Here is a 12,606-nt window from a genome sequence, read left to right on the forward strand (position 1 = left end):
GGGTTGTCCGGCGTCACGGCTCCGATCAACAGTTGGGCTTCTGCGGGATCAAGCCCATGGAACTGCAGGGCCTGAAGGTCCTTAACCTCTTCTACCGCTTCGCCACTTCGGCCTGGGGCCAGGGCTACGCTGGCGAAGCCGCCACCGCGGTGACCACCTGGGCATCCCGCCATGTTCCCGGCCTGCCGCTTATCGCCCGTGTCCGGCCGGCCAACACCGCTTCCCAGCGCGTGGCGATCCGCGCTGGGCTGATTCGGGCGGAGCATCTCGACGGCACCGGATACGACGGCCACGACTGGATCTACGCGGCGAAGCTGCCGGACTGAACAGCCTCCAGGGTGCAGGTGGCCCTCACGGAAGGAAGGCTTCATGCTCCTTCAACCTTTCGAGCCAAGCCACTAGGTCGTGTTCTGGAGTGCTGTCGCTTCAGTGTGAGGGAGGGCTGGGTGTGGCCAGCGTGCTCAGTGAGGCGGCGTGGCCGAAGGCGAGCTGGGGTATGACCTCGTGGCCGGCTCCGGACGGGGGGTCGATGCCGCCGGGGCCACCGAGGTAGCCGGTGGTGGCGGTGGTGGCGGAGTTGTTGTCGGAGAACAGCACGATCGCCCAGTTGCGAGAGCCGTCCTCCCATTGCTCGGCCCAGTCGCCGCTTGGCGTCACGGCCCTGGAGGCGACGCGTCCGCCCGTTTCGAGGAGTTTGCGGAAGCCGGGATCGGCCTCGGTCGAGGAGTCCGGAAGCCAGCCGCCGATGGTGGTCACCGAGTGGTAGAAGCGCAGTCGCCTGCGGCCGCCGCCGTCGGCGAGCCAGGCGGCCTCGGTGCCACGTCGCCTTTCGAACGCGCCTTTCGGGAGGTCGGTGAGGGAGGTGTCCAGGTCCCAGAACTCGGCGAAACGGGTGTGGAAGTCCGTGTCGGCCCCGGGTCCGGCGCCCCAGGCAGGGTCGGGGAGCTTGTCCGGCAATTTTGTCCCGTGGGTCAGAAGCGTGGTAGCTATGGTGCCGCCGCTGCTGAAGGCGGCGACCACGATGCGGCCGACGCGGGGTGGCCGCGGCGGCTTGATGGGCATGTCCTGGGGGTAGATCTGCGTGGCCGCGAGGTGCGTGGAGAGCTCCAGAAGGAATCGCTGCCAGCCGCTGGTGGACGCGAACGGGCCGAGGTCGCCGGCGGCGGCGATCGGCATGACCAGGACGGCCTGGCGACCTGCGGCCAGGAGCTGGGCGGCCAGGTGGTGCTGGCTGAACAGATGACGGTAGGCCAGATCGGCGTACGGCTGAAACGGCAGGTTGGTGGCGTCGATCAACACGCCGTAGGGATAGTCGGCGTCGCTGAAGGGCACCTTGGCCGTGGTCGGCGCGAACCAGAGGACGAAGTCGGTCTCCTCCGGCAGATCCTTTCCCGCGAGCCGGGGAAAGGGCGCCCAGACGGCGGCCAGAAAGCGGCGATGTTCGGCGAAGGCGCGGGCGTCCGAGTCCCCCCATTCCACCCAGAGAAAGCGCCCCGACTTTCCCGGGTCGCCGTCTTTGGGGACGGTACGGAACCGGTCGAAGGCGTTGCCACTGGGGTCTCCGAGCAGGTGCGGCTCCGGCAGGTGGATGTGCTGGAGGCCGGTGAGCGTCCGGCGCCGCGGTTGGGGTTCGCCCCGGGGCGGTAATTCGCCGAGCCAGCCGCGGGGACGGACCCCTGTGACGGCACGGGTCTTGCGGTTCCGGGCGGCGTTGAGCAGTTCGCCGTCGGACACGGTGGCGGGCGGCGCGCCGCTGATCCGGATGAAGGTGGCGGTCAGGTCGACGATGCTCAGGCCGGAAACGGCCGTGCAGGCCCCGTTGTTCCACTGCCACGGGTGGGGGAAGGTCTGCGGTGCCAGGCTCACCGAGACCGGGGCGAAACCGGTGGCGGTGAGCGTCAGTTGGATCCGGCCGAAGCCTCCCCCGTCGGCGGGAATGCCGTCCGGCGGGGTGGTGACGTCCGCGTCGACGACCCAGCCCCTGAGCATCTCGAAGTGCGGCGGCGTCAGTTGCGGCGCCTTCTCGTCCGGGGTGAAGGCGGCCTTCACCGATGTGACGTTCACCGGATGGCCGAGTACATCCCGGCCCGTGACGACGATCTGCCAGCCCATGTGCCCGGCTCCCTACGCCTGTGGCGGCAGTTGCTGGCCGGTTCGGGGGTCGTACTGGACCTGCACGGCGACGACCTGGTCGGTCGGCAGGACCTCGGTCCATTGGTCGAAGATCTGGTAGGGCTGGGCGGGCCGGAAGCCGCCGTCGAGCGGGTCGAAGCCGTGCTCGAAGACGGTCTCGGTCGCGAGGGCGTTGGCGATGTCGCTGTTGCTGGTCTGCAGTTCTTTGGCCAGCAGGGTCAGGACCTGGCCCAGCGTCTTGCCCTGGTACTCGGCCGGGTCTCCCGGCTGGAAGGGATACGGCTGGTCCAGTCCCGCCTCGCCCTCGACCTGGGCCTGGGCGAGCCAGGCCAGGGCGTCGAGTTCATGGCCCGGCCGGACGGGCAGCACCGCCTTGGCCCAGGCGGCGTTGAGGAACTCGTTGCGGCGTTCGTCGCCGTCCAGCTGGATCAGCCAGCCCAGCGAACTGCCCATGGGGGCGGGCCGGGTGTCCTCGGTGATCAGGTAGTCGACCCGCCACTCGGGCGTGGCGTGGTGCTGGGCGTCCCAGGCATTGTCCGTGTCGGTGTTGCTGTACCAGCTCGCGACGGTCTGCCCTGCGAGCGGGTGTGCCGGGTCGGTGGCCGCCGAGGGATCGGGCGCCGGGGGTACGGGATAGCGCCCCAGGGAGAACTCGCCGGGGGTGGTAGCGGTGTCGGGGTCGGTGCCCGCGGGCAGTTGGCGCCAGTACTCCGGCACGGCGAAGTAGAGCATCTCGTCGACGTCGAAGATCTGCCGGATCAGCTCGGAGTCCAGGTGCGGATCGGTGGTCAGCTCCAGTCGGCGCACCAGCTTCCCGTACACCGTCTGGCGTTCCTCGGCGCGCAGGTCGTCCGAAGGACGCGGTCCGATCCCGGCGGCCAGCTTGAGCCGCTCGCGTACGGCGTTGCCGTAGGCCTGTCGGCGCAGCGCGGTCAGCTGGTTCTGGTAGGCGCTCTGCGCCTGGGCGTTGGCCTGGTCGATGGCGGCCTTGGCCTCGGCGGTCGGCTCGTAGACCATGACCGCGTCGAAGGGCATGGAGCGCTGGCCGCCCCAGTTCGCGTAGGTCAGGCGCAGGGCGAGCTTGTTGGCCACGGGGTCGGGGTTGGTGCCCAGATCGGGGGAGTCAGTGAGGTAGCGGACCTGCGCGCCGTGGAAGTCCAGGGCGCCGATCCGGCTGAGTCGGAAGCCGTCCGGGGGCGGCGGCAGCGGGTAGTCGAACCTGAACTGGACGATGTCGTTGGCGCCGGCGTCCGGTCGGAAGATGCCGTGGTCCTGGTTCTCGTCGGAGGTCTGATAGGTGTTGTTCGCGTCGTGGTCGGCGCCCTGGTAGAGGACGAAGGGCACGGACAGGTGGTACGTCTCCTGCCGCGCCGCCGGATAGGGGACGACGTCCGGCTTCTGGACCGCGGTCAGGTCCGGCGGCGGGATGACATGGACGAGATCACCCAGCCCCAGCTCACGGCCCGGCGCCTCCAGGAACACCTGCCAGCTCAGCCGGGTACCGATGTGCTGCAGCTGGACCCCGACCTTGCGCATCTTGCGGCGCAGTTCGTAGTTGACCAGCTGACTGGTGGTGTTCTGCACGACATAGCGACGGCTGGTGGTGTCGGTGGTCTCGGTCACCGTCTTGAAGGTGGTCTTGAAGTTCCGCTTGATCTCGCTGGTGACCTTGGAGGTCTGGATGCGGGAGCGCTTGTGCGTGGTCTCCGCCGACGTCTTGCGCGTGCTCTGGGTGCTGAAGCTCGCGCTGGCCTCGGCGTGGTAGACCCCCAGGCTGCCGCCGCCGCTCGCGGTGACGCCGAGCTTGGTGTCGTTGGCGTTGTCCTCCTTGACGGCGTCGGCCACGTCGTCCTGCTGGGTGAGGCTCTCCTCCACCTTGCGGGAGTCCTCCTGCGACTGCTCGGCCGTCCGCTCCACCAAGGTCCGCCGGGTACTGCTCTCGACGACCTCGACCGTGCCCCCGGGACTGATCCAGATGTGCCCGGCCGGAGCGCCCAGGAAGGTGTCGAACTCGAAGAAGTACTCCCGGAACAGATTCACCAGCCCGACCGGTGACAGCAGCCCGGCGGCGGCTGGAAGCAGTTCCCGGGGCGCGGACTCCAGGGCCGGCCGGACCTGGGCGCTGCTGCGGCCCAGCCAGCCGGCCAGCGGCTGGTACACCCCGAACAGCTCGGTGGCGTACGGCAGCGTGCCGGCGAAGTCCGTCACGGGGCGACCGTTGGTCACCGGCGGCCCGGTGCGGAGCGGGGGTGAGGTGATGATCTGGACGATGTTGGCCGGGCTGGCAGGCGGCGGGCCGACCGCGAACGTCAATGCTGTCCACGAGGTGGCCGCGGCCGCGCGCCGGACGAGCATCGCCTCGCAGGTGCCCCGCACGTTCGGACCGACGAACGCCACGGTCTGCGGCCCGGGCTGGGCGATCACCCGGCCCGCGTACTGCCGGCTGGCGGCCGCGTCCACCTGTAAGAACATGTCCGCGAGCTCCGGAACGCCGGGGAACAGCCGGGGGTCCTTGAGGTCGATCCCGGAGGGCAGGGCGAACGCGAGGCGTTCGCCCACCGGTAGCTCCGGCGGGGTGCCCGGCTGGACGGTGTACGACCAGACGGCGTACCCCTCTCCCAGGCCGGGCGCGGTGATGGGCTTTGTCCCTGCGAAGACAACCGTGAGTGTCATGTCAGCCCCCGAGCCGGAGAGAAGTCCCGTTACTCCGAGGGTGACAGCCAAAGCCAGATGAAACGCCGAGCATAAGGCGAAACCACCTGAACAGGTTGATTCTCATTCCACGCCGGCCCTGGAAGCGTCGCTTCTCTTCGACTACCCAATGGGCCAGGTGCTGGCGTGTGTGGTCATTGCTGGTCAGTGGTGGTGGTGTCCAAGGTCAGGGGCTTGGTCGGTTTCTCGGTATTCGTGAACTTTTTTCGGGTTCTGGGGTGTTGGGGGTTCATGCTGGTGGGGTGAGTGTTGAGCTGCGGGCGGGTGGGGCGGGGTGGGCGGATGAGTTCGTTCTGGTTCTGGCGGCCCGTGGTGTGACGGACAGGTGGGTGGGTCAGCAGCGGGCGTGGGTGCAGGGTCTGCTGGTTTTCGCTCGGGTCCCGGTGTGGGCGGTGAAGCCGGGGGATGTGGATGGCTGGCTTGCTGCTGCCCGGGCCCGCGGTACAAGGCCCGCAGTCCCGTGGGCAGATGGCGCATGCCGTGCACCGTTTCTACGCGTTCGTGCAGATCCGTCACGCGCGTGACGTGGAAGCGGCCACGGGGCGGTCGGTGGTGCAGCCGGTCGACGAGTTCAACCGGCCCCGTCGTCTTGCCCGGGTGGGAGTGCGGATTCCTCCCTCGGCGCGGGAGGTCGAGGCGTTGTTCGGGGCGTGGCGTTCGAGCCTGCCGGGTGTGCGGGGCAGGGGGTTCTTGGCGGGGGCGCGGGATTATGTGGCGGCATCGTTGTGGCGGCGGGTGGGGCTGCGGATCGATGAGACCGTCGGTTTGCGGGTGGGGGACTGGTACCCGCATGTCGGGACTGGTGGGGTGCTGCACGTGCGCTGCGGCAAGGGCGCGAGGGGGAGCGGGCCCAGGCAGCGTCTGGTGCCGGCGATCGACGGGGTGGACCGGCTGCTGGAGTGGTGGATATCGCAGGTGCGGGGGCAGTTCGGCGGCGACCTCACCGGTGCTGGCGCGTTCTTGCTGCCCAGCCGCTGCCACACCACGGACGGTGGTGGCCTTGCGCCCGGCGTGTGCGGTGACGCTGCGCCAGGGTTTGGCGCGGGAGGCCGGGCGCTGGCTGCCGGCCTGGGCGGGCCGGCTGACCCCGCATCCACTGCGGCACTTCTGCGCCTCTCACCTGTAGGGGCAGGGGATGGATCTGGAGACCATCGGTGCGCTGCTGGGGCATACCTGGATCTCGACCACGGCCCGTTACGTCCATGTGCCGGCCGAGCGGGTCGTGTGCCGGCCGAGCGGGTCGAGTGGCACTGGCAGCAGGCGAACGCCCGGCTCACCGGACGCTTGCTGGGGCCGGTTGCGGCCGCAGGCGTTGCAGGGTCCGCGACGCGTGCGGGGGGTGCTGAAGGATGCGGTGGCAGTTGCGGCCGCGGGCGGCCGAGCGGGGCGTGTTCAAGGTGGTGGAGATGTGGCGGCTGCTGGCCGCGGCCGGTCTGCAGGCTCGTGCGGGCAAGATGTCGGCGGTGTGGTCGGCCATGGTGAGGCCGGTGTCGGTCCGGCTGGACGACCTGGAGGTGATCTGCCGGGTCCTGGGCTGCGACGTGTCCGGCTTCCTGGCCCTGGACCCCCGGGCCCGCTCCGCCTGGCCGGCCTGCCCCGCGCCTGTTGCTGGTGCCGGTCACGGACGGCATCGGCGAGGCGGGGGCGGGGAGGGAGGGCCCGGCAAAGGTGCGGGTGGCCGGTGGCGTGCGGCTGTCCCTGCCGCCGGTGTGACAGCGATGGGAGGCCCTGGAGCGGGTGGCAACGAGCCAGTGCCGCCGGTGCCGCGGGCGGGGACGGTGCCGCGGGCGGGGACGGTGCTGCGGGCGGGGGGCGGTGCTGCCGGGGCGGGGGACTGGGAGGGGGAGGGGGAGCGGGTGGGGGAGTTCGTGCGCCGTCGGGGCCGGCCGCCGGTGTGCGCAGGGTGCGGGGTGCGGCCGGTGGCGTTCACGCTCCGGCGGGTCGATGTCTGCTTTGTGCGTCTTCCCGGATCGCCCGCACACCACGCCGCCCTGCGTGGTGTGCGGGCGATCCGGGTTCTTCCACCACCAGGGCCTGTGCACGGCCTGCCACCCGTCACCGCACCGGCGGAGTTCTTGCCCGGACTGCTTCGCCTGGGGCACGAGCCAGGAGTCGAAGTGGCGTTGCTGGAGATGCCTGGGCTGGCACCGCAAGTTCTCGATAACGGGCCCGGGCGGACGGTGCGGGTGGTGCGGGCGCCTGGTAGCGGTCAATCACGACCGGGCGTGCCCAATGTGTTGGCTGCAGCGGCCCCGGCTGCGCCGCGCGACGGGCGACGCGCACGCCTCCTACGAGGCTGCCCTCGGAGCCGGCTGGGTACAGCTGTCCCTCGCCGACACCCGCGCCCAGGAACGCCGGCCCGCCCGCACCCCCTGCCCAGCCGGACGGTGCACCGCCGCCCCTGACACCGTCCCCCACCGGCAGCTGACACTGTTCGAGCCGCCGCCGCGCACGCTCACCGCCTGCGACGGCGTGGCACGGGACCTGCTGCTGGCCGGCTGGCTGGAGCGGAACCTGACCGCTTGGTCCCGGGCCCGAGGCTGGTCCCACTCCACTGTGACCCGCTACCGCCGCGGCCTGCGCATCGTGCTGGCCGTGCAGGACACTCCCGGCTGGCCCAGGGCCTGCGAGCGTGGTCCAGGAACTGACGGCACCGGCCTGGCGGCTCGCCTCCTGCACGAGTTCCTGGCCGCACACGGCTTCCTCGACGACCGCCCGCAGACCATCGAAGCCTGGTTCACCCGCACCACCGCCCACCTGCCGGGGAACCGATGACCGGCCAGCTCGCCCACTGGTTCACCGTCCGCCTGCACGGTGAAACCACCCCACCACGCAGCCTGGCCCGCTCCCTGGTCACCCTGCGCCTCCACCTGCGCTACGCCCTGCCGATCGTCACCCGCCTCGCCGCCGCCGGCCTGAGCAGCCTCACCGACATCCCCCCGGCCCGCCTGCGCGCCAGCTGAGAGGCAACGACTACGCCAACACCGCCTCCGCGCTGCGCGCCGTCTTCGGGTTCCTGCACACCCACCAGCTCGCCGCCTCCAACCCGGCCGTACACCTCCGCGTCGGCACCTTGCACCGCGCCATCCCCTGCCCGCCGACACGGCGCCCCCTGCGCGAAGCACTCACCTCACCCGACCCCGCCCGGGCCGCCATCACCGCACCCTGCACCTACCCAAGCGCACCGTCCTGCTCGCCGACCCCGTTCGAGAACGCCTCACTGCCTACCTCAACCCACCGCAAAAACCTGGCCGCACACCGCCAACCCCCACCTGTTCCTCACCCACCACAGCGCGGCAACCACACCCGTCAGCGCGCCCTGGATCTCTCGGCTATACCCCTCCTCCAGCCACCTGCTGCGCAACGACCGCATCGTCACGAGGCCCAGGCCGCAGGGGACGCCCGCATGATCTGCGAGCTGTTCGGCATCACCTTTCGCGCCGCCGCCCGCCCCTACGCCGACGCGGCCACGGCCAAGCCCGGGCATCCCGGTCGGCGGGGGCGGATGTCCCTGACGAGCCCGGACGGTCGGCACCAATCGTCCGCCGTGTGGCTGCTGGACTGTGCGGCGGCTCATTGGGATTGAGCCGTGTCCTCCCTGCACCGTACACATCGCGTACGGTGCAGGGGCGGATGGCGTACGTTCGGCTCCTCGACCCGCTCGGAGACACTGCGCGATGCTTGGAGGAGAGGCTTGCCGCGCCCCATAGCCCTGCGGCGCCTTGGCGCGCGCCCTGCAAGGGTTTGAGCCCCTGTGCGGCGCACGGGTTGGCTGCCCCCAGGGCCTTGGCACCGCGCGGCCTTGCGCGTACCGCGTATGCGATACGTACGCTTCGCGGGGGCGCACAGGTACGCAGTACGTCTGGGCTATGCCCAGCGCATGCCGATGGCGGAGAGCTGTTCTACTCGCTCTGGCGACAGCGTGGCGGCCCTGCTCCGTTGGTTGCCGATAAATGCCCCAAGCCGGATGGCCCGGTCCTCCCCGTCTTCGCCGGTGATCGTCTCGATGTAGCTCCTTGGTACTCGGAGGTGGCCTTCGCGTTGGTAGTACTGGGTGGCGGCGGCGAGGTTGAGCGCCCATTTGTCGGCTTGGCTGCGCCGCGGCTTGGGTTTCTCGTCCTGGGGGGCGGGCTTGATTCCGAGGACCTGCTCGCACAACCATTGCTGTGCGGTGGCGAGTTTGTCCCAGCCGAGCCGTTGAGCCCGTACCCACCGGCCGAGGTCTTCACCTTGGTGCACGACCACGCCCGGCGACGTGGGCAGCTGGCCGCCGGCTTCGAGGTGCTGCCGGGTGAGGTGGAAGCAGCGTTGCCAGTCGATGGGCCATACCGGACACCAGGCGGGATCGATGTCGTCCAGCTGCTCGCGCCGCTCCTGTGACAGCGCTCCAGCCGCTGACTGAACCGTCAGGCCCTGGGCACGCCGCTGCTCGATCTCGGCGGCCTTGCGGGCGGCGGCCCGCTGGTTCTTGAGCCAGATACCCACCCGGTACCCCTGGTAGGTGGCGTCCAGCGGCGCCAGGAGGTGCCCGTTTGCAGCGGCCCAGTCGCGGGCTGCGGCGAGGCCTTCTTCCCAGGCGACGTCGTAGTGCGACCACACCATGCCGAGCTTCTCGAGCTGCGCGGCACGGTCGGTGTCCATGTCGCCGCGGGCGTGGAAGCGCCTGGCGTCGGCGATCCATTGCCCCAGGGGGAATGCGGCGAGGGAGGCGGGCCAGCCCTCGGCTTCCGCTTCCCCACCCGCCGGCACGCGGTAGGTGAACGGCACGCGCAGGTCGCCGTGGTACCGGTTGTAGATGGCGGCGGCTTCGATGCCGCGTCGCCAGTGGGTGTGTTCGGGGTTGAGGACGCGCAGCTTGATGAAGGCGGCCAGCTGCGCGGGGTCGCGGGGGGCGGAGAACTTCAGCAGGGCCCGGGCCGGCACCGACAGCCGGTCGCTTCGGTCGCCGGCATCCCCCTCGCCCTCGTCGCTGCCGGAGCGGGTCTGTACGCCCCTGACGCGACTCTGTGCCTGGGGCTCGGCGAGCTGCTCCACTACCCGGGCGTCGTGCGCCCTGAGCGCCTCCAGCAGCTTCGCCAACCCGCCGAACGCCCTGGAGGTGAGCATGTTGTCCGCCGTCTCGCCCGGCCCGAGCAGGACGGGCACCACGAGGGATGCGACCTTGCCCTCTCCCGGCTGCATCCGCAACGCCCGACCCACGCTTTGAACCAGATCAGGCATGGAACCGCGCACATCCGCGAAGTACACGGAGTCGCATTCGCAGGTGTCGACCCCCTCGCCGAGCACGCGAACAGAACCGAGGAACGTCTTCTCGACGACCGTGCCGTCAGCGGCGATGCCGGTGGCGAACTCGCTGAGCACGCGGCGCCGGTGGTCCACCCGGTGCTCGCCGCACAGCCAGTCGGCCCAGACCGTGCGCGGGTACAGCCCGGGATCCGCGGCATACAGCAGGCCGGCGACGCGGGGGAGGCCGGCCGCGAACGCCTCGGCCTCCTTCACCTGGTGGTGAAAGACGAGTGTCCTGCGGAAATCTTCCTCGGCCGAGGCCTTCAGCAGCGCTGTCTGCAGGGCGGCGAGCCTCGCCCCGCGTACCTGGTCCGAGCGGGCTTCGGCGCCCAGGAGCTGGGCGGCTTGGAGCTGGGTGTCGGTGATGTCCAGGCACACCACCTGGTAGTGGGCACAGATGCCCCTGTCCACGGCGTCCGAGAGCGTCAGGGTGAAACACCTGGTGCCGAACGGCGAAGCCGGGTCGTCTTCCATCGACGCGACCAGTTCGCCCGGCGCGCCCGGCGAAGCCTCGGAGTCGTCGTCGAGCTGCCACAGCCGGGGGGTGGCAGTCATGTAGAGCCGGCGCAGGGCGGGGATGCGGGTGTTGTCGTGGACGACCGCCCATGGTTTCCCGATCCGCCCGGAGGTCCGGTGGGCTTCGTCCACGACGATCAGGTCCCATCCCGGCAGTCCCGCGGTATGGGCGCGCTCGAGTGTGCCCATACCGAGGGAGGCGTAGGTGGCGAACACGGTGACCTTGTCGAGCGGGCGGACCCAGGCGACCAGCTCGTCCACGTCCGTGGTGTTCGGGAAGGACGCCTCCGCCCCCCGGAGGGACGAGACCCCGATCACCGGGCCCGTACGCCCGCCCTCGCGCCAGGCGGCCTCGGTCTGCGCGAGCAGGTCCAGCGAGGGCACGAGCACCAGTACTCGACCTGCCTGCAGCTCCTCCGCACTGCGCACGGCGACGAGCGTCTTGCCCGAGCCGGTCGCCATGACCACCTGAGTCCGCAGCCCCCGCTCGGGCACAGTAGATCTCGCGGGCAATTCGAGTGTTCGGAGAACCGCGTCAACGGCTTCACGCTGGTGAGGACGAAGTTCTTTCACAGCCATCCGATCCATCCTCTCCGGTGGGCCGGACAACAGTTCTCACACCCACACACAGCCAACCACTGCGTGCAGTAAGGGGGTTGATCCGCAAGCCCCCACCGCCGACACCGGCTACCACACTCCGACGCGTGACATAGACGCCGCCTCCAGCCGATTACACGCCTCACAGCGCTGCAGCCATCTGAGTCCAGAGTCTATCCTAGATAAAAAATGAAGCATATACCTAGAGAATCGACACGAAAACCACGGGTACTCCGCACTCCTCACTGCCCACCACCCGCGAGAGACCATGGAACAGAAGACCGAAAACCATCAAGGCAACCGGTTCTGCAAGGCGTGCGGCACGCCCGCCGAGGACGGGAGACTGCAGTATGCCGCGACTTTGAAGGACGCATTCAGCAGCAAGAGCAGAGGTGACCCAGGCAGCAAGTGAGCTGGTCTGCTGAACACCGTCCGCGGGGGTACACGGCCCGCATGGCACCGAAGACCGAACGCATCGAGTTCCTGCGGGCCCTGCGGCAGCTGCACCGCGTCCGCTCCTTCTACGCCGTGGGTGTCCTGTTCTGGGCGGGATCCACAGCCTGGACCGGTTGGCAGGCCCTCGGGAGCCGGCAGATGTGGGTGTGCGTCCTCCTCCTGGCCGTCTTCACCGGCCTCCTCGCCGCCGCGGGCCTGACCCTGCGACGTCTCACCGTCCCCACGACGGGCTGGCCCGCGCATCACGCAGCCCCGCACAAGCCGGCAGGCACCCGCCACGCCCACGCCTGAGACCTGCAGCGGGCGGGCACATGCCGACCAGGTTCTTGCCGCGCGGGCACGCGGCTTTCAAGGGTGCCGTCCAGGTCTGTGAGGGCGGTGGCCGGGCATACGGGCTTCATCCTTCGAGAGGAGTCCGGTCATGCTCGGCATAGTCGCGGCAGTTCTGTTCTTCATCGCGTTCCTCATCAATGCGGCCGATGTGAGTACCAATCACACGTTCTCGTCAGTCAACGTCATGCTCCTGGGGCTGACCGCTCTGGCCCTGCACGTTGCGGGGATCGGGAGCACCTGGTCCCGGAGACGCTGACCCGGCACCCGGCTGGCTCCTCCCGCAGGAGCCAGCCGGAGAGGCAACACTCCCAGCCCCTTGCTACTGCTCGGGCCGTAGGCCCGTTGGCTTGTCCCGCGCAGCGGGGCCTGCCTTCGTGGCGCGCAGCGCCACCTCTGTGCCTGGCGCGCTCCGTCCGCGCAGCGGACGGAGCATCACCTGCCCTGCTACGCAGGGCAGGTGAGCTGACCGCGTAGCGGTCAGCCAGTGCTTCCGCGGAGCGGAAGCACAACACCCGTGCGCAGCACGGGTGTTCGTTTGCATCGCGCGCAGCGCGATGGGACCCGCTCCGCGGG

At 70.0% G+C, this 12,606-nt stretch carries 9 protein-coding genes; 6 read left to right on the forward strand and 3 right to left on the reverse strand.

Annotation, left to right across the window (positions count from 1 at the left end; all coding sequences use genetic code 11):
- The coding region (locus tag IE249_RS34950) for a GNAT family N-acetyltransferase (RefSeq protein ID WP_229859990.1) at positions 1–326 on the forward strand (326 nt) is incomplete at its 5' end.
- Positions 327–426: 100 nt separating this feature from the next.
- Here IE249_RS34950 and IE249_RS34955 read toward each other — a convergent pair.
- Both IE249_RS34955 and IE249_RS34960 read right to left on the reverse strand, forming a co-directional pair.
- A complete protein-coding gene (locus IE249_RS34955) occupies positions 427–2,112 on the reverse strand; it encodes a hypothetical protein (protein WP_189711465.1) in 1,686 nt (561 codons plus the stop codon).
- A 12-nt stretch (positions 2,113–2,124) separates the two neighbouring features.
- Entirely contained in the window at positions 2,125–4,806 is a 2,682-nt protein-coding gene (locus tag IE249_RS34960) for a hypothetical protein (protein WP_189711467.1), read from the reverse strand.
- Positions 4,807–7,077: 2,271 nt separating this feature from the next.
- On the opposite strand from IE249_RS34960, the gene IE249_RS34970 reads away from it, so the two are divergent.
- The 3 genes from IE249_RS34970 (at position 7,078) to IE249_RS34980 (ending at position 8,431) form a co-directional block, all read left to right on the forward strand.
- A complete protein-coding gene (locus tag IE249_RS34970) occupies positions 7,078–7,620 on the forward strand; it encodes a hypothetical protein (protein ID WP_189711481.1) in 543 nt (180 codons plus the stop codon).
- The gene (locus IE249_RS34975) at positions 7,617–7,808 is read left to right on the forward strand and encodes a hypothetical protein (protein WP_189711469.1); all 192 of its coding nucleotides are present in this window, start codon (positions 7,617–7,619) and stop codon (positions 7,806–7,808) included. The genes IE249_RS34970 and IE249_RS34975 overlap by 4 nt, the downstream gene beginning before the upstream one ends.
- 443 nt (positions 7,809–8,251) lie before the next feature.
- Positions 8,252–8,431: a hypothetical protein gene (locus tag IE249_RS34980; RefSeq protein ID WP_189711471.1), complete on the forward strand. Its 180-nt coding sequence runs from the start codon at positions 8,252–8,254 to the stop codon at positions 8,429–8,431.
- A gap of 281 nt (positions 8,432–8,712) precedes the next feature.
- On the opposite strand, the gene IE249_RS34985 is transcribed toward IE249_RS34980, so the two are convergent.
- Positions 8,713–11,226 (reverse strand): DEAD/DEAH box helicase, encoded by a 2,514-nt coding sequence (locus IE249_RS34985; RefSeq protein WP_189711473.1) that lies wholly within the window; start codon positions 11,224–11,226, stop codon positions 8,713–8,715.
- Positions 11,227–11,697: 471 nt separating this feature from the next.
- On the opposite strand from IE249_RS34985, the gene IE249_RS34990 reads away from it, so the two are divergent.
- Complete coding sequence (locus IE249_RS34990) at positions 11,698–11,991, forward strand: hypothetical protein (RefSeq protein WP_189711475.1); 294 nt, start codon at positions 11,698–11,700, stop codon at positions 11,989–11,991.
- Between the two features lie 130 nt (positions 11,992–12,121).
- Positions 12,122–12,289 (forward strand): hypothetical protein, encoded by a 168-nt coding sequence (locus IE249_RS34995; protein WP_189711477.1) that lies wholly within the window; start codon positions 12,122–12,124, stop codon positions 12,287–12,289.
- Positions 12,290–12,606: the final 317 nt, after the last annotated feature.

Source organism: Streptomyces anandii JCM 4720 (assembly GCF_014650655.1).
In the GTDB taxonomy this organism is placed as follows: domain Bacteria; phylum Actinomycetota; class Actinomycetes; order Streptomycetales; family Streptomycetaceae; genus Streptomyces; species Streptomyces anandii.